This is a genomic window from Methanohalophilus euhalobius (genome assembly GCF_900215215.1).
GTDB lineage: Archaea > Halobacteriota > Methanosarcinia > Methanosarcinales > Methanosarcinaceae > Methanohalophilus > Methanohalophilus euhalobius.
Genome location: NZ_OBDR01000004.1, coordinates 118,307 through 136,243, shown reverse-complemented (window position 1 = coordinate 136,243; position 17,937 = coordinate 118,307). Strand labels below are relative to the sequence as shown.

The following is a 17,937-nucleotide window of genomic DNA, read 5'->3' as shown; positions in this document are numbered from 1 at the left end:
GAATTCTTAATACTAACGATCAGAATTCACCGAACTGCCATTGCGTGAGTCAGACAGAATTGTTATCTCCTGTCTCCATGAATATGAAGGTGATTAGGTTTCCCAACGCGTTATGCGCGGGAACTCATGAATATTGCTTTTGATATATAAACCTTCGCATCCGGCAGAGCCGGAACACGTCATACGGTAAACCAGCATGGGTTTACGCATGAGAAAGGTTACCAATCCTGTGCCATTGACAGGACACATATATACGCACTGAACGCATATAAACATTTGCATTATTAATTTCCACTGAACAAACAGGTAGCAAGCAGCTGCAAACATTGAATGCTACATCTGCACCCATTCATTGAGCGGGATTCCTACATATGTTCACTCGTATTAATAGTTATCATACAAACAAATATTGAAATGAAATGTGGAGAACTTCAAAAAAACAAATCATTCATAAATGGAACGCATAAATAGAATGAAGAACCTATCAAGCTGGCATATTTCAAAACAAAATACGAAGATCCCACAAAAAATATTGCAAAAGCAAATCCCGGGAAATATATATTGAGAAGATGTGGCCAGCATGGTAAAAAAATCAAAAGACATACGGAAACTCGACACAGATGTCGATAAAATGCGTATCAGACGCAAAGACAGTGAGGACCTGAAAGTAAAGGAAAATGTATTTGATGAAACCACACTCAAAGCTCTGTATGACCTGGCAAGAAAAGGTGTGATAGAAAGTCTCGGTGGGTCTATCAGCACCGGTAAGGAGGCAAATGTGTTCCTTGCAGAAGGCAAAGACAAAAATGTTGCACTCAAAATATACCGCATATCTTCAAGCACTTTTAATTCCATGGATGAATACATAAGTGGAGACCCACGTTTTAGCAATATACGCCACAAGAAAAAAGACATCATATATGCATGGACAAAAAAAGAGTACCGCAATCTTATGCGTGCCAGGGAATGTGGCATAGCCACCCCCAGACCAATAGATACTCACAAAAACATACTTGCCATGGAATTTATCGGAGAAGGAGACAAACCCTACCCCCTTCTAAAAGAAGTAAAAATTAACGAACAATCTGCACAAATGATTTTTGATACCATTATACATTACCTCGAGATTCTTTACAATGAAGCCAAGCTAGTACATGGAGACCTTAGCGAATACAATATTTTGCTCAATCCATCTACCCTTGAACCATATCTCATAGACATGGGGCAATCTGTAACATTGGAGCATCCATCGGCAAATGACTTTCTAAAACGAGATATCAGAAACCTTGCCCGCCACTTCAAGAAATACGGCATACAGCCCGACGAAGAAGAACTTTTAAGGATTATTACCGAAAAACAAAGAAACAAGTAAACACAGGTTGAAAATCATGACGCATTTAAAAATACCAAAAGATAGAATTGGTGCAATCATCGGGCCAAAAGGCCAGACTAAAAAATTCATAGAAGAAAAATCATCTTCACAACTCAACATCGACAGTGAAAATGGGAGCGTGGAAGTCATACAGGGAGATGACCCCGTAGGAACCCTCAGAGCCATAGAAACAATCAAAGCCATTGGAAGAGGATTCAACCCTGAAAAAACAATACCTATGCTGGATGAAGATCTGCTGATGTTGGAGGTTATTGATCTTTCAAAATATGCATCTACAAATAAGGAAATGACTCGCCTAAAGGGCAGGATTATAGGCAAAGGAGGTAAAACTCGCGAAATTGCTGAAAACCTAATCGGAGTGAAAATCTCAATCTATGGAAAAACAGTCAGTTTCATAGGATACCCGGAGCAAATCCAAATTATGAGAACTGCAGTTGAAATGCTCATAGAAGGATCAAATCATGGCCCCGTTTACAGTTTCCTCGAAAGAAAGCACAAAGAATTGATGCAAGCTCAGCTGGATTCCTATTAATCATACAAAATTAGCCATAGGAGACAAGAATGGAATCAAAGGACCTTATCCAAACCGCAAAGGACATGGGAGAATTCCCCACCCTATTAAAAGCAGCCAAAGCACTTGACCTTATGGAAAAGTATTCCACAGAAGGGCCTTTCACCATTTTTGCGCCAGTGGAAAGTGCTTTTGAACCCATTCCTGATTCAGTGATAGACGATGCCTTCGAAGATCTTGATTATCTTAGAGATATTATTAGTTACCATATAGTAGAAGGAAAATACAGCAGCGAAGACCTCCGCGAAAATACCACATTGACTACGACAGGAGGCAACAAATTGAGGTTGAGGGAAAAGGAGGGGAAAATATTTGTGGAAAACACGCCGATCCTTAAACCTGATATAGAATGCAGCAATGGAATCATACATTCCATAGGAGATATTCTCGTACCCTGAATAGTACTCATTTTCCATTAACTTTCTTAGATGTGGATGAAAAATGCAAATCCGGGCACACCATATATTTTGCATCCAGGGCTTCATCGGGAAGGGTTATTCTGAACAGTTTATAGATAATATGGAAAACATTATTGAAAAAATAAACAGCTGCAATCTCCTGATAGAGGTCACAAATACTCCGGATTGTATTTGCACAGCCTGCCCCAAACTGAAAATCATTGATTCACAAAGCGAAAATGCTAAAATAAGTCCTATTGGTTGTGAAGTTGAAACGAAAGTCAAAATGCTCGACAGAAAAGTAGCTGATTCTCTTGGAATTGATTTTGGAAAACATTACCTGTATAGCGAAATTCTCAAAAAATTGAAATATATCGATGAAGAAAAATTCGATAATATTTGTTCTGAATGCCAATGGTACAGTCTCGGCTACTGTAAAAAAAGAATTATTGGCATATAATGCAAAACATACCTTGAAGTCAAAGTAACATCTGTTTTATATACCTATGCCCCCATTTTCTTTATGGAGTGAACTTTTGGTTCAAGGAGGATAGAATGGCAGAAGTATTTCAATTCAACAACCTTACAGTATGGGACATCGGGGCGGCCCTGGTAGTACTGGTAGCAGGCTATATAATTGCCCGCATCCTTACAGGAATGTTTAAAGACAGTATTTCCAGAACAAAACTACCTTCACTTGTAATTGACTTCCTGGCAAGGTTTTTCAGCATTCTCCTCTACGTTATTGTAATCCTTGCCACCTTGTCTACATTGAATTTCGATGTCGGACCTGTAGTTCTGGGATTGTCAGCCGTGATTGGTTTAATCCTTGGATTTGGAATGCAGGATACACTCACAAATCTGGGCGCCGGAATATGGATTGCTGCGCTGCGGCCCATAGACAAAAATGAATACGTAGAAATAAACGGCATCTCAGGGACTGTTTCAGGTGTTGGGATTATGGCTACCGAACTTCTTACACCGGATAACAAATTCATTACCGTTCCTAATAAGCTTGTTTGGGGAAACCCGATCATCAATGCAACACGCCTGCCCACCAGAAGAGTAAGTGTTGATGTAGGAATCAGTTACAGTTCCAATATAGACAGGGCCATTGAAATTGCCATTGAGACAATGAAATCCCACAATAAGGTGCTATCAGACCCTGCCCCTGCAGTAATGACAACCGAACTTGCAGATTCCTCTGTAAACCTGCAGCTTCGTGCCTGGACAAAAACAGAGGATTTCTGGAATGTAAAGAAAGAACTCACAGAAAATATCTTCAAGGCCTACAGAGAATTTGGAATAGAGATTCCATTCCCACAGCTGGATGTCCACCTCGATAAAGAGTGATGACATCCCATATTTTTTTATTCTTCTTACATAGAATGTATGGGAATACCAATATTATTATGGAGTTCTTATCTTGATAATTACCACTACTGAAACCGTTGATGGAAAACAACAAAAAATTCTTGGTATCGTGATGGGAAATACGGTACAATCGAGACATATTGGTAGCGATATAGGGACAACTCTGAAGAATGTAGTCGGAGGGGAACTTAAAGATTACTCAAAGCAGAATAACAATTGTACTTGATGGCAGATACCATGAATCTGATCAAAAAAGAAAAATTGATTTTACCCTGCAAGGGTATAAAGGCTTAATAATTCAAACCACGCTAAAACCAGTCCGGGGGGACGGGAGGTGAATAAGGAGTTTCATGAAGAGGCAGGAAAGAGGGGGTATGGACAGGGAAAACGGGCCGACAGGCAATTCCGGAAATCTGTAGGAAGCAACTTATTATCGTGTGTTTCGCACTCCGAGTGGTTTGTATCATATTCTAAGAATCAGTATTCTGCGACTGTACCTCTGGAAAATGTATCAGGCAAATTTAGCAATGCAGGGACCTGCCACCTCACCTCCCAAATACCTGTCTGACATCAAATAATTATAAAAATCCTACAAATATAAATGTTTTTATTATATAATATATATTGTACCCATATATATAATGATAGTTCAAAGTAAAAGGAAAAATATAACAAGACTTATAATATAAACAAAATATTAAATTAAAATTATTCAGGAAATATGAGATACAAGAACATTCCATTGCAGAAACAAAATAAACTTATGCCATAACTAAATAGAAGGAAATCAAAATATATATAAAGGGCATGCAATATTAACTAACTGAAATCAATGGCTGACAATATCGATGTATTCAAGAAAGTGATATTCAGCATCCCACCGATGAAAACGGTGATTGCCACTGTAATAGTATCAGGTTGCCTTTATGGAGTACTTGTTAATTTTTTCCTATCATCAGTATCCCCGCTGGAATTGAGTGTTCATTATATTATAGAGACAATATTGATGGTTTTCGTAATCCCGACACTTATTGCGGGTGAGATTTACCATTTGTCATTTGAGGAGTACCCCCGCAAATGGAGTTACTTCATAGCTCTATTTAGCGAATTTATCCTGTTTATATATGGCATGATCCTGAGTGCCGCCGAGCCAACAGGAATTGCAAGCAGCTGGAACATATTCTGGCTTGCGGTTATTACGGTATTCCTGATCAGCATGATCGTATTGATATCAACGCTGGGGTACAAAAATATTAAAAGAATCACTATATTAAGCCTGGCACATCCACTTATGATAATTGCCACCTATCACATTTTTCTGGGCCGGGAACAAGATATAACTTATGTGACTTACGTGGAAAAATTAGGCGTTTTCTTCCTGACAGGTATAGCAATCCTGCTGGTTTTTTTACTTGCAGAATATCTGATAAGTACCAACGTGAATGTTTCAGCTATTAAATTGTTCTCCGGAATGATGCATAAAAAACAGGAAATTCTGGATCTGGGATATTTTGTAAAACCAGATGTACAGACCCTACTGTTGAAAAATGAAAATGGAGAATCCATTATTGCAATCCCCTGGATACATCCCGGCCCACTCGAAGGATTCGGCGGAGGCAGGGCATCCACAGACATAATAAATCACCTGAATAATAACAGTGAAGGGTTTTTCCTGCATGTTCCATCCACCCATAAATCCGATCCTGCAAATCCCCATGACATTGACAAGATAATAGAAGCATTCGAAAGGCCTGAAACAGTTGGCCAGGCCTCTAAACTGCTGAAGAAGGATTACGGGAAATTGATATTTTACGGAAGGAAATGGGGGGACCAGAAAATAGTCTACATGGAAGCTGAAGAATATGGAGATTACGAGATACCTGTATTTACAGAAATCCTGGACCTCAACAAAGTGGTGATAATAGATCTCCACAACCATGAACGCAACAAGGAACCAAAAGACCAGCTCATGTATGGCACGGTGGAAGCCGAGCATTTCAGAAATTGCTTAAAAGATTTTCTCGACGAACTGGACAAGTGTGAACTCTACGATTATAGGGCAGGTTTTGCCACCGAGGTCCCAGACACACCCAAATTTGCCCTTATCGAAGAGGTTGCCGATCAGAAAGTCCTGATTTTCGGGACTGAGGGAAACGGCATCTCCCATGAGATGATGAATATTGCCCGCCAACATGAGAACGAGTTTGATGAAATCATCATGTTTACCACCGACACCCATAGCAGCATCCATAACATGATAGCTGATAGGCATGTAGACCCGGAAAGCCTGAAAGAGGTTATCGAAAGGGCCGGACAAATTGTATCAAAAGCTAGTGCTGGTTTTACCAGTAAAAGGGCCGAACCTATGAAATTGCTCAAGGATGATTACATGGGGTTGGCCTACAGCATCAACATACTTGCACGCATTATCCCTCTTGCCCTGTTCTTGCTATACATAGCATTGATATTGTGGATCCTGTGAAAACTAAAATATTCTTGTAGGAGAGATTTGTATATAACAGAACATTAATAACTAATATTTAGAATGTTTATTGATAATAGTTTCCACAGGAGATACTATTCATAGAAATGACAGCCGCAAGTCAGAGCATTGCAGCCATAATTTCCTTATATCTCCTTTTTATGTTGACAATCGGTTTTATCGCTATAAAAGAACCGAAAAGCTGTCTGACTATGTTCTTGGCGGCAGGAGATTGAACAAATGGGTAACAGCTCTAACTTCCCAGGCATTGGATATGAGTGGTTGGCTGCTTTTGGGCCGGCTATCATTTTTTCCCTGTTCTCCAGGAAGGTGACAAGAAATGCAGTCCTCGGAGGAAAGGCGGTGTCATGGTGATCCTGTGGAAACAGTTGTCCGGAGGGATTTTTGACCTTTATGAGATCGTTCAGAGATTTATCCCTTCCAGCATTGTGATCCTCTTGAGAACAAGAATGGACCGTGAACCTGCCCAGGAGATGCAGGAAAAGTTCGATAGAGTTCAGCAATCGGCCTGAACTCTTTTTTTTATGCTTTATTTACAATTCAGTCGGCAGAAACTGCCGCATCCCTGCATACTATCTCTGCCTGCTCCAGGATATTTCGGGTTGCTATTTTTTGTTTGTCCGGAGGATAACCATATCTTTTGAGCAGTCGCTTTATGCTTACCCGCATTTTAGCCTGCACGTTTTTGCGCAGGGTCCAGTCAATTGTGGCATTCTGGCGGATCAGGCGCACGAGTTCTTCAGCCATAAGCCTTAAGGTATCATCGCCAAGCACATCAACAGCACTCTCATTTGCTGCAAGGGCATCATAAAAAGCAAGTTCTTCATCAGTGAGACCGAGATCTTCCCCGCGCAGATCTGCCTCCCGCATTTTACGGGCCAGTTCAATGAGCTCCTCAATGATACGCACATTATCTATACTGCGATTCTTATATTTGTTAACCGATTTTTCAAGCATCTCTGCAAAAGATTTACCCTGAATCCGGTTTTTCCTTGTCCGGGTTTTGATTTCATCATTGAGTAATTTTTTCAGGACCTCATAGGCAAGGTTTTTCTGGGGAAGTGAACGCACTTCATCGAGGAAATCTTCAGACAGGAGGGATATATCCGGTTTTTTGAGCCCGGCTGCATCAAAGATATCTATTATTTCATCAGTTACAATCGACCGGGAGACAAGATTCTTGATTGCCGAATTTACTTCCCGATTTGATTTTGCAGAACTTCGGTCAATCTTGACCAGAATAGATCGTACGGCCTGAAAATAACCTACCTCTTCATTGATTTTATCCACTTCTTCATGAGGTTTGGAGAGAGCTAGAGCTTTGGAAAGTTCGGCCACATGTTTAATGTAGCGTTTCTTTTCATCATCCATTGCCTTATCAGTATTGCCTTTGGATAGAATGAAATCCGCACCCTGCCGTACAATTAAAAGTTTCTCCCGGGGCGAGGCGGAGAATATACGTTGATAATCAAAACCATGAAACATATCCTTTACAATTTCATATTTTTCACGCATTAATGCAATAGCTTCTTCCTTAAAACTGGCAGGATCACCCCGACCGCCGTTTTCCGTATAGTTATTCATGGCTTTTTTGAGATCATAGAGTATACCTACATAATCGACAATCAGGCCGCCGGGCTTATCACCGAAAACCCGGTTGACACGGGCTATTGCCTGCATGAGGTTGTGACCGGTAAGCCATTTTATAAAATACATGGTATGAAGGGCAGGAGCATCAAAACCTGTGAGCCACATGTCGCATACAATGACAATCTTTAGAGGGTCTTCAGGGTCCTGCATCCTGTCTCTGACCTTAAGCCTCTGGGTCTTGCTGCGAATATGGGGCTGAAGCCGGGACTCGTCTGTGGCACTGCCTGTGATTATCACCTTGATATTACCTTTAAGATCGTTATCGTCGTGCCAGTCAGGGCGAAGCTTTGTGATTTCGGCGTAGAGGTCTGCACACATGCGCCTGCTCATACAGACAATCATACCTTTGCCCTCAAGTACTTCAAGACGATTTTCAAAATGATCTATTATGTCGCCGGCAAGTTTGCTGAGATTGTCTTTACTTCCGACAACCGCCTCAAGCCGTGACCAGCGACTTTTCAATTCTTCAGTTTCATAATCTTCCCGGCCTTCGGTTATCCCGTAAAAGTCCGAATCCAGGGTTTCCCTGACTTCGTTTGAGATCTCCAGTTTGGAAAGGCGGCTTTCATAATAAATCGGGACGGTTACATTGTCCCTTACAGCCTGCTCGATATCATAGATATCAATGTAATCCCCGAAAACTGCAGGAGTGTTGCGGTCTTCCAGTTCTACAGGAGTCCCTGTAAAACCGATGAAGGAGGCTTCAGGGAGAGCATCCCTCATGTGTTTTGCAAAACCGTAATGTATCTGTGCACCATCGTATTTCCGGGTAATCTTTGCATCAAAACCATATTGACTCCTGTGAGCCTCGTCTGCAATTACAACAATATTGCTCCTTTCCGAAAGCACCGGAAAGCGATCTTCATCCTCCCCGGGAAGGAATTTTTGTATGGTGGTGAATATTATGCCGCCTGAGGCCACTGACAATAGTTGCCTTAAATGATTGCGGTTTTCTGCCTGTACCGGCGTCTGGCGTAAAAGCTCATGACATCGTGCAAAATTCTCAAAGAGCTGGCCGTCCAGATCATTGCGGTCTGTTATTACCACGACGGTAGGATTGTTAAGATACTGTACAATTTTGCCCGAATAGAAAACCATTGACAGGCTTTTCCCGGAACCCTGAGTATGCCATACAACCCCACATCGGCGGTCTCCTTCAGCAGAGACGGCAATCCTGGTTTTTTCCACGGCTTTATTGACCGCATGGTACTGATGATAACGGGCCAGTTTTTTGCTGATAGGACCGTGATTTTCCTCAAATACAATGAAGTTGCATGTAAGATCAAGAAGAATTTTCGGCTCACACATGCCTTTCAGGAGGACTTCCATGGGTGGCACCAGGAATTCGGCAATTTTCTCTCCGTCCAGGGTCTTCCAGGAGAGGAACCATTCCCTGCTTGATGTAAGGGTTCCCGCACGGGCATCCTGCCCATCGCTGATTGCAAGTATGGCATTGTAGCGGAACAGGGAAGGGATTTCTTTTTTGTAGGTCTGTAACTGGTTGTAGGCATTATCCAGAAGGTCGTTGTCTTCAAAATTCTCCATGTTGTCGGGTTTCTTTAATTCGATTACAACAAGAGGCAGCCCATTTACAAAAAGAATTACATCCGGCCGGCGTTCATGCCTGTCCTCTACCACTGTGAACTGGTTTACAGCCAGAAAATCGTTGTTATCGAAATTTTCAAAATCAAAAAGCCAGACTTTATCATAGGTGGTTTGCCCGCTATCCTTTTTGTATTCCACATCCACACCGTTGACAAGCATGTTATGGAAACTGCGGTTGCTGTGCACCAGGTCCTGACTTTCTTCCCGGATAACCTTTTTCAGCGCTTCCACCCGGGCCTGCACAGGGATATCGGGATTGAGGGTTGCGATGGCATCCTGCAAACGCTTCTCAAGAACCACATCAGAAAAACCTGCCCGCTCCTGATCAGGCATCCCTGGAGCAATATCAGGACCGTACCGGTATCCATAACCCAGATCATTTACAAGAATATCCAGGGCTGCTTCCTCTATTTCGGATTCGGAGATTATGGCCGGCATGAATTACTTCCCATAACTTATTAGGATATTGCAGAATATGTTGTTTTACTATTAGATATATTTTATTAATTTATAGCAAGAGATGCCCGGAGAAGATGATAAAAACTACCAATCCGGTAGAAATTGGTGGTTTTTGGTAATTTCAGGAATTGATGTATTGCTTAAAAATTACAAAATTTATCCATTGCAACATTGGACTGCCTGAGGAGACACTTCAAGCACCAGTTCGATGGCTTCCCGGATATTCTCCAGGGCTTCTGCCTTTGTGTCACCTTCACTTATAGCCGATGGGATTTCCAGACAGCGTGCCGTGTACCCATCCTCTTCTGCGACCTCAAGAACAACTGTATATTCCATAGTTAATCATCCGTGTTTCTGGTATATTAAATTTGATTGTATTGATTTGACTGGAGGTAAGGCATCGAGATTTAGTTCACCCTGTTACACCTGAATATCTGTACATCAATTTGTTGCGTACCTTTATTTGCTCAATATACCCCAGTTCCGAGAGATATTGCATATCACGTCTTGCGGTGTCGTAGGCAACATTGTATTTACCCATTATTTCGGCGATGGAGAACAGCCTGTCGGATTCTTCAAGCAGGGTTTTGAGGATGTCGGCCTGCCGGAGATTTAAGTTTTCAGCGGTTTCAATCAGCTGCATGGCTGTGGCCTGCTCCTCCTTTTTGCGAACGATATACTCCTCGAGGTCTTCCAGGGCTCTTTCGATTGCCGAGAGGTTGTAGTTTATGAAATAGGTCAGGTCATTGTCATCGGTTTCGGTGTAAAGGTAGGCGCGGGCGTATTTCGTTTTGGAGTGAAGCAATATCCGGGAGATGGGCATGTATTCAAAGAGCCAGTAGCCCCGGCTGAGCATGTACCAGTAGAAGATGGAACGCGCACACCTTCCGTTGCCGTCGATGAAGGGATGGATGTAGCCGATGAGGAAGTGCAGCATGATCCCTTTGATTAGGGGATGGATGAATTCGTCTTCATCGCTGCTGGCAAATTCACAGAATTCCTGCATGTGTGCCGGGATTTCCCGGTAGTCCGGCGGGGTGTGGTAGATTTTACTACTGTCCTGCGGATTGGCTACCACTATGTCGTTGTTGTCCCGGAATTTCCCCTCATCCGCCGGGTTTTCCATGGTATCCCGGGTAATCTCCCTGTGAATTTCAAGCAGGGTGTCCACGTCAATGGTCCTGCTTTTCATGTCGGCGATCCTGCGGATGGTGCGATAGCCGTTGACGATCATCTTCTCGGAGTAATCCCGGGGCCGGCGTTTTTGCCGCAGCATCTGCTTGGCGGCTTCCCGGGTGGTGGCCGCACCCTCCAGCTGGCTGGAGGCGATGGCCTCTTCCATGAGGGAGTTGACGATATACCGCCTGCGATCCGCAGCACTGACCCCGCCCGGCCGACCTTCCAGATTACCGGCTCCCCGGGTGTCCAGCAGGTGCAGCCTGCGCAGGGTTTCATTGGATTGCACGTACTGGAAGTCCCATTCCCCGAATTCGATGTGTCGTGCCTGCATAGACCTGCTGCTTTTGATCACAGCCCAGAGTTTTTCCGCCTCCACCGGCAGTTTCCTGCGGCGCAGCTCCTCCCAGTGCAGGTAATCCCGGTTATATTTTGCAACAATCTCCTGTATCCCGGGATCAACAAACAGCGAATACGCATCAGGATACTTCTCAATCACCGCCCACATATTCGGGGCCTTCTGCGGAACCTTCATAACTACCAATCCGTTAGTTTCTGGTAGTTTCTGGTATTTATTGGAATAAATAGATTACTACCAATTTGGTAGGAATTGGTAGTTTTTGGAGATTAAAGTTGTAATATCGATTCACTTTCACCATCAAGCTTAGAGACTTGATCTATTAATGAATCTACCCATGAAGGGATTTGTACTTCTTTTGATTCATATTTTTTCTTAAACTGCAAAAATAAATCTAATCCTTTTTTGGAAGTATCAAATCCCAAATTGTATTCTAAAGTCTTTTCAAATCCCAAATATTTATCATGTGGAGTATTATCGGGATAGTTAGGAATGCCCCCTGAATCTAGTAATGAAATTAAGTCTTTATTTTTTCCAATATTCGCCCTTTCTTCATCAGTTCCTTCTAGTTGTTTATCCCCATCAAAAATGATATAGCAAGGGATTCCAAACTCAGAATACAATCTGTAAAAGCGATCAAGTTCGCCTTTTGATCCACAGCAAACGATTGAAATTCCTTCTTTTAGATACTCATACCCTTTTTTCTCAAAAAAGTAGGGTAAGAGTAAACTTTCAGACTGCCCTTCCACCAGAATAATTTTATTTGCAAAAAAGGCCTCATTTGCTTCTTTTGAATTCCCAGTATTTTCATATGCATTGGCATAGTGAAGTTTTAAATCTTCTTCTGAAGAAGTAATTCCTTTTCGATTAGAAAGATCTTGAACAAAATTATTAATATTTGCAAATTTCAAATATGTTTCTGCATTTCGTTTCCGAACTACAAATATCTCATCAAAGTGTTTTACAGATAAAAAACTAGGAGAATGAGTTGTATAAAATACTTGAGTGCCGTTTTCAGCTAATTCACGTAATACAGAATAAAAGTTTCTTTCTGCATGGGGATGGAGGAATAATTCTGGCTCATCAATAAATATCGGTGGTTGATTTCTTAATTTCAATTGAGCATAAGCCTTCAATATCGCTATCGTTAAAGATGCCTGTAACCCCATACCAAGTTGTGATGCTTTTAAATCCAAACCCATTGTATGATCACTGGCAACAAACTGCAATGATCTGTAATAGTTCCATGGGTCGTACATGTTCATATGTATATCAAAATCACAATCTGAGCCACTTATCTGTTTTGATGTTTCTTCTTTAATAATTGACAAAAAAGTTTCCATAACATTTTTTCCAGATCGATCTTCGACCGAAAATAGTAGTTCATCTCTTATTTTGTTTAATTGCTCTTTAAGCTCATCACTTTTCATTTTGTCTTCGTGAGGGAGGCGTTCTTCTAAAAACTGAGCATTTACTTCTTGTAAAAATCTACCCATGAGAGTCCATTTATTAGAAGGCATATAATCATTAATCTCTCTTCTAACTCCAACATAAGCAGAACAATATTTTTGTCTATTTTCATTGTTACAATAATTACCAGACATATTCAACCCACTTTTAATCTGCCGATAAGGGGTTTCCCACTCACTTGTAAATTCTAAATAGTTACCGTCATCAAAAGATATCTTTATGCACATATCATCGTCATCATTCCCTTTATAGTAATCATCTTTTGAAATTGAATTAAAAGTCGGGTACCGTTCTCCAAGAACAAAATTAATTGCAGAAAAAAGATTAGTTTTTCCTGAGTTATTAGAACCTATAAATGCATTCAAATATTTGGTCGGGCAAAAAGTCAATTCCTTTATACTTTTAAAATTTTTGACATATATTTCAGTTATTTGCAATATTACACCTGCCTAATTTTTCCAGATATTAGTTTGGGGAGAAGAAAATCACGGATTTGCGATAAAGAATTATTTTGAACAGTACTATAAAAAATTTGTTCATCTTTCGATAATATGAGGTTATTAAATTTTGAAATTAAATCATCTGGAGGAATCACCAATTCAAACTCACTAATATTTGATTTGTTTATTGAACTGAAAACCGTTCCACCTGATTCAAAAATGCTCCATCTATGTTTTGTTGATAGAAGCAGATAATAGAGAAAACTACCATGATTTTCCTTCAATCTCAGTGCTGCCAAACCTCTTCCAATTGCACATCTTTCATTTGAAATATTTAAACTTCCCACAGGTGCACGTACACTTAGAAGCACATCATTCTTTTCTGCAAACTTCTTTGGTTCTGTACAATATATCCTTCTTGTAGGGAAGCGGAAACCAAAATCAGTAATCCCCTGATAGAAAGGTGTGCCTTCTCCATTTTCATTATAGGTTTTACCTGGAGGGGATTGACCCATATTTATTTCACAAATATCTTTCAGTTTCCCGACACGCCACCCTCGCGGAATCTCCCCCATCTCCGACTCCACCATCTCACCGCCGCTGGATTTGTAGGGCTGCCCGTTCTCGTCCGGAAACTCGAAATCGATGAACCACTGCTTGAAGATGGCCTGTGCGATCTGCTCGAGGGTGGCATTCATCCGGCGGTTGAGTTCGATCTTGTCGTCGAGGGTGGAGAGTAGTGAAGCAATTTTGTTTTGATATGTAATTGATTTGGGAACTTTGATTTTTAGTGGATGAATGTAGTTTCTATTTAAACTTGGTACTGCACTTCCCGAGTTGTAACGACCTAAATTTATGGATTTTAAGAAATAATACACAAACTCAGGACTTGTACTTTTGAACTCTTTTACATATAGAGTAGTATTCAAAGGCCAATAGTTTTTGTTTATATAATAAGGCTCACCTATGTTACCACTTCTACCAACAATAACACCAGGACCCTTTACTTTAAATTCATTATGAAATCCAACTATACCGTTTGAAGCAACAACTGGATAACTGCCCTTTTTTCTTTTCTTTTTGGGCAAATCATGGCCTCTTTGAAATGTAATTAAATCTCCCAAATTTATTTCATGGAAACCTTCTGGAATAATTGATTGAAAATCATGTCTTGACATATATTTCATTTAGACCACATATCCAATGTTTTTTGATGCGGATTATACGGAGGCATCTCTATTTTTCTATTAGAATAGAAATTGTTCCTGTTAATAGATCGTATTTCTTTGTAACTCAAATTAGTGAGAATATTTTCAGCTTCATCTATTGAATGTTCTGGGAAAAAACTAATATGCTGACATTTGCAATAATTATAAGAACTGTTTATATTATACGGATTCTTTAACAATCTTTCTACTAAAGGTCTAATGATCATAGCTATTTCTTTTTTAAATGAATCATTGGAAAGATAAAAAATATTTTGACTTATAGCTCCCAAAATTAAATCGATCAATTGTACAAAATGGCTTGCTTTCACTGATTCATACTCATTTTTCAAATATTTTCGATGATCCGAATCAATGAATTGAATTGATGTGTTTTCGATGGATGTATTATCTTCTAAACTGACATTCAATTTTTTTAAATTGAAATGTGGAAAATAATGGTGATTTACCATATGCCCTTCATCGTGAAATACATTTTTTACCACAACTCTCTTATTTGGGAAATATGATTTAATTCCATAATCCAAAACTGTTCTGAAAAATTTATTGTATATATTTTCATGTGTTTTTTCGTCACCAAACAAATTAACACGTAATTTATTTAAATCGACATATAGTATGTTGAAATATATTTGTTTTAAGTTTTTCTTGTTATTAAACATGAGATAATATAACCAATTTCGTGAAATGGATTTTTTAGAATGGGAACTATTATTTCTTAATTCAGAGTGATGTACCTCACACATATTTTGTATATGCCAATCCTCTTTGCATTGACCACCTTTAATCTGTGAAAAACTGCATTCTTGATACTTCCAACACCATTGATTACTTTCTTCAAATAAACATCGATTATTCACTAATTCCGAAAACAATTTTTCTTTTATAGATAATGGAACAAATAAACACGCAATACCAATAATATTTTTAGTTTCACTATTAAAATCTGTAGGTAAAATTATTTCATCAGCATATATCTCAATATTCAATGTTGAATTATCAAAATCAGTATTCAAATTATATTCTTGAATTAAATTTTTTACTATAAATTAAACCCCCCAATGTATCAAACCTAATTACAAAAAATATTTTAGAAATATGCTTTGATAATTAGCAAATTCTTCACAACTCATACCCAATCCCCTTCAAATTCTCCCTAATCCTCTCTTCCAACTCCCGGGACTCCCTGAACTGCTCCGCCAATTGAGTCGTCAGCCGCTCCATCTTCTCCTCGAAGGGCTCATCCTCCTCTTCCTCCTCGGCAAAGCCCACATAACGGCCCGGGGTCAGGATGTGGTCGTGCTTTGCGATCTCCTCGATGTTTGCGGACTTGCAGAAGCCCGGGACATCCTTATACGTAAATCCGACATCCTCACCGCGCCAGGCATGGTAGGTGTCGGCGATTTGCTTAATCTCCTCATCCGTGAGTTCCCGGTGGGTGCGGTCCCGCAAGAAACCCATCTCCCGGGCATCGATGAACAGCACCTCGCCCCGGCGGTCCCGGAACTTGTTATTCTGCTTGTCACGGGTCACAAACCACAGGCAGGCCGGGATGCCCGTATTATAGAACAACTGGCCCGGCAGGGCTATCATGCAATCCACCAGGTCCGCCTCCACGATACTTTTGCGAATCTTTCCCTCGCCTGCGGTATTTGAGGACATAGAACCGTTGGCCAGCACAAAACCCGCAATGCCTGTGGGGGAGAGGTGGTGGATGTAGTGCTGCACCCAGGCAAAATTCGCATTCCCCTTCGGCGGCCTGCCAAACTGCCACCTGCTGTCATCGGCCAGCTGGTCGCCCTTCCAGTCTGAATCATTAAACGGCGGATTGGACAGGATAAAATCCGCCTTCAGGTCCCTGTGGCGGTCATCATGGAAGGAATCACCCCACTGGATATTACCATCTATGCCCCTGATGGCCAGGTTCATCTTGCACAACCGCCAGGTCGTCTGGTTGGATTCCTGCCCGTACACCGCTATATCATCAACCCTGCCACCGTGGGCCTCAATGAACTTCTCGCTCTGCACAAACATCCCGCCCGAACCACAGCACGGATCGTACACCCTGCCGTGGTAAGGCTCGATCATCTCGGTCAGCACCCTCACAATACTGCGCGGGGTATAGAACTGGCCGCCACGCTTGCCCTCTGCATCCGCAAACCTGCCCAGGAAATACTCGTAAACCCTGCCCAGCACATCCCTGCTGCGGTTTTCCCGATCTCCCAATCCTATCGTACCGATCAGGTCGATCAACTCCCCGAGTCGCTGCTTATCCAGGGCCTCCCGGGCATAATTCTTCGGCAGCACACCTTTCAGGGTGGAATTATCCCTCTCAATCGCAGCCATCGCGTCATCAACAAGCCTGCCGATAATCGGTCTCTTGGCATTGTTCTGCAGGTACTCCCAGCGGGCTTCCGGCGGCACCCAGAAAATATTCTCGGCCAGGTACTCATCCTGATCCTCGGGATCGGCCCATTCGTCCTCTTTGAGTTCAGTGTACTTCTCCTCAAAAGCATCGGAAATATACTTCAGGAAAATCAAACCCAGCACGACATGCTTATACTCCGCAGCATCCATATTATTCCGGAGTTTATCTGCAGTCTGCCACAACTTTTCCTCAAAATTGATATTCTCACCCGTTGATTCCCTGACCATTGTGATCTCTCATTAATTGTGATAATACATAGAGGAAATAATACAATGCATATAATTTTATTGCATTAGTTATTGCAAAAACAACAAACAGTTAAACTCCTGTTTCATCGATAAATAGACACAGGGAAATCCCCCAAAAAAAATAAGAAAAATCCAGCGGGCAAACATATCGCCCGCCTTGCTAAATAAAAAAGCATAATCCGATAAAATCAGCCAAGCACATGCGTGGACAGTACTTTCTGCAACTCGTATATGTCCACCTTCTTGTTGAAGGTCTTTTCAATTGGCTGGGGATCACTGCCAACCCATATCTTAAGTTCTGCATCTAGATCGAAATGACCTGATGTCTCAATACTGTATTTTGTGATTTTGCTATAGGGAATGGACAGATAACTTCTTTTCTTGCCCGTCATGCCCTGAACATCCACAATAATTAACCGTTTATTTGTGAAAATAAACGTATCCCGGATAACAACAAAACCAATCTCTATTGTTTCCCCGTCACACATAAGTTGTCCATAATCCGATTCCAATTTCTCAGGTTCAACAACACCTGCATTACCAAAAATACCCGAAAATCCCATATGATCACTACTCCATTCTTTATTAATAAACAGTAATAGCAAATATACTAATACAGATATAAACTTATCTAATAA

Annotated in this window: 16 protein-coding genes; 8 read left to right on the top strand and 8 right to left on the bottom strand. The window is 41.1% G+C overall.

Features of this window, described 5'->3' with window-relative positions:
- Window positions 1-580 precede the first annotated feature (580 nt).
- The 8 genes from CP947_RS05770 to CP947_RS10390 all read left to right on the top strand — a co-directional run bounded on the left by CP947_RS05770 (window position 581) and on the right by CP947_RS10390 (window position 6,751).
- Window positions 581-1,372 (top strand): serine protein kinase RIO, encoded by a 792-nt coding sequence (locus CP947_RS05770; protein ID WP_096712278.1) that lies wholly within the window; start codon window positions 581-583, stop codon window positions 1,370-1,372.
- Window positions 1,373-1,388: 16 nt separating this feature from the next.
- The gene (locus CP947_RS05765; RefSeq protein WP_172425455.1) at window positions 1,389-1,925 is read left to right on the top strand and encodes a KH domain-containing protein; all 537 of its coding nucleotides are present in this window, start codon (window positions 1,389-1,391) and stop codon (window positions 1,923-1,925) included.
- A gap of 29 nt (window positions 1,926-1,954) precedes the next feature.
- Window positions 1,955-2,362: a fasciclin domain-containing protein gene (locus CP947_RS05760; protein ID WP_096712277.1), complete on the top strand. Its 408-nt coding sequence runs from the start codon at window positions 1,955-1,957 to the stop codon at window positions 2,360-2,362.
- 43 nt (window positions 2,363-2,405) lie between these two features.
- Window positions 2,406-2,822: a DUF1284 domain-containing protein gene (locus tag CP947_RS05755; protein WP_096712276.1), complete on the top strand. Its 417-nt coding sequence runs from the start codon at window positions 2,406-2,408 to the stop codon at window positions 2,820-2,822.
- Between the two features lie 95 nt (window positions 2,823-2,917).
- The gene (locus CP947_RS05750; RefSeq protein ID WP_096712275.1) at window positions 2,918-3,715 is read left to right on the top strand and encodes a mechanosensitive ion channel family protein; all 798 of its coding nucleotides are present in this window, start codon (window positions 2,918-2,920) and stop codon (window positions 3,713-3,715) included.
- Window positions 3,716-3,788: 73 nt separating this feature from the next.
- Window positions 3,789-3,962, top strand: a complete 174-nt coding sequence (locus tag CP947_RS05745; protein ID WP_096712274.1) for a heavy metal-binding domain-containing protein — start codon at window positions 3,789-3,791, stop codon at window positions 3,960-3,962.
- Between the two features lie 606 nt (window positions 3,963-4,568).
- Window positions 4,569-6,218 carry a DUF2070 family protein gene (locus tag CP947_RS05740; protein WP_096712273.1) on the top strand — a complete coding sequence of 550 codons (1,650 nt, stop codon included), beginning with the start codon at window positions 4,569-4,571 and terminating at the stop codon, window positions 6,216-6,218.
- A 278-nt stretch (window positions 6,219-6,496) separates the two neighbouring features.
- Complete coding sequence (locus CP947_RS10390) at window positions 6,497-6,751, top strand: hypothetical protein (protein WP_128754409.1); 255 nt, start codon at window positions 6,497-6,499, stop codon at window positions 6,749-6,751.
- 28 nt (window positions 6,752-6,779) lie between these two features.
- Here CP947_RS10390 and CP947_RS05735 read toward each other — a convergent pair whose 3' ends face one another.
- From CP947_RS05735 to CP947_RS05700, 8 genes are all read right to left on the bottom strand, one after another.
- Window positions 6,780-9,932: a type I restriction endonuclease subunit R gene (locus tag CP947_RS05735; protein WP_096712272.1), complete on the bottom strand. Its 3,153-nt coding sequence runs from the start codon at window positions 9,930-9,932 to the stop codon at window positions 6,780-6,782.
- A 177-nt stretch (window positions 9,933-10,109) separates the two neighbouring features.
- On the bottom strand, window positions 10,110-10,289 hold the full coding sequence (locus CP947_RS05730; RefSeq protein ID WP_096712271.1) for a type II toxin-antitoxin system HicB family antitoxin: 180 nt from the start codon (window positions 10,287-10,289) through the stop codon (window positions 10,110-10,112).
- A gap of 76 nt (window positions 10,290-10,365) precedes the next feature.
- On the bottom strand, window positions 10,366-11,664 hold the full coding sequence (locus tag CP947_RS05725; RefSeq protein ID WP_243641481.1) for a Fic family protein: 1,299 nt from the start codon (window positions 11,662-11,664) through the stop codon (window positions 10,366-10,368).
- A 92-nt stretch (window positions 11,665-11,756) separates the two neighbouring features.
- The gene (locus CP947_RS05720) at window positions 11,757-13,394 is read right to left on the bottom strand and encodes an ATP-dependent nuclease (protein WP_165868959.1); all 1,638 of its coding nucleotides are present in this window, start codon (window positions 13,392-13,394) and stop codon (window positions 11,757-11,759) included.
- A 2-nt stretch (window positions 13,395-13,396) separates the two neighbouring features.
- Window positions 13,397-14,584, bottom strand: coding sequence for a restriction endonuclease subunit S (locus CP947_RS05715; RefSeq protein ID WP_096712269.1), 1,188 nt, complete (start codon window positions 14,582-14,584; stop codon window positions 13,397-13,399).
- Window positions 14,581-15,639, bottom strand: coding sequence for a hypothetical protein (locus tag CP947_RS05710; protein WP_096712268.1), 1,059 nt, complete (start codon window positions 15,637-15,639; stop codon window positions 14,581-14,583). The genes CP947_RS05715 and CP947_RS05710 overlap by 4 nt, the downstream gene beginning before the upstream one ends.
- Before the next feature lie 106 nt (window positions 15,640-15,745).
- On the bottom strand, window positions 15,746-17,278 hold the full coding sequence (locus CP947_RS05705; protein WP_096712267.1) for a class I SAM-dependent DNA methyltransferase: 1,533 nt from the start codon (window positions 17,276-17,278) through the stop codon (window positions 15,746-15,748).
- A gap of 209 nt (window positions 17,279-17,487) precedes the next feature.
- On the bottom strand, window positions 17,488-17,904 hold the full coding sequence (locus tag CP947_RS05700; protein ID WP_241645947.1) for a PH domain-containing protein: 417 nt from the start codon (window positions 17,902-17,904) through the stop codon (window positions 17,488-17,490).
- Between the last annotated feature and the right edge of the window lie 33 nt (window positions 17,905-17,937).

Bases quoted from the DNA above. Each gene is read 5' to 3' on its own strand.
- CP947_RS05715 (WP_096712269.1), bottom strand. From the start codon at position 14,584: ATGAAATATATGTCAAGACATGATTTTCAATCAATTATTCCAGAAGGT.
- CP947_RS05755 (WP_096712276.1), top strand. From the start codon at position 2,406: ATGCAAATCCGGGCACACCATATATTTTGCATCCAGGGCTTCATCGGG.
- CP947_RS05770 (WP_096712278.1), top strand. From the start codon at position 581: ATGGTAAAAAAATCAAAAGACATACGGAAACTCGACACAGATGTCGAT.
- CP947_RS05765 (WP_172425455.1), top strand. From the start codon at position 1,389: ATGACGCATTTAAAAATACCAAAAGATAGAATTGGTGCAATCATCGGG.
- CP947_RS05750 (WP_096712275.1), top strand. From the start codon at position 2,918: ATGGCAGAAGTATTTCAATTCAACAACCTTACAGTATGGGACATCGGG.
- CP947_RS05730 (WP_096712271.1), bottom strand. From the start codon at position 10,289: ATGGAATATACAGTTGTTCTTGAGGTCGCAGAAGAGGATGGGTACACG.
- CP947_RS05725 (WP_243641481.1), bottom strand. From the start codon at position 11,664: ATGAAGGTTCCGCAGAAGGCCCCGAATATGTGGGCGGTGATTGAGAAG.
- CP947_RS05735 (WP_096712272.1), bottom strand. From the start codon at position 9,932: ATGCCGGCCATAATCTCCGAATCCGAAATAGAGGAAGCAGCCCTGGAT.
- CP947_RS05760 (WP_096712277.1), top strand. From the start codon at position 1,955: ATGGAATCAAAGGACCTTATCCAAACCGCAAAGGACATGGGAGAATTC.
- CP947_RS05740 (WP_096712273.1), top strand. From the start codon at position 4,569: ATGGCTGACAATATCGATGTATTCAAGAAAGTGATATTCAGCATCCCA.
- CP947_RS05705 (WP_096712267.1), bottom strand. From the start codon at position 17,278: ATGGTCAGGGAATCAACGGGTGAGAATATCAATTTTGAGGAAAAGTTG.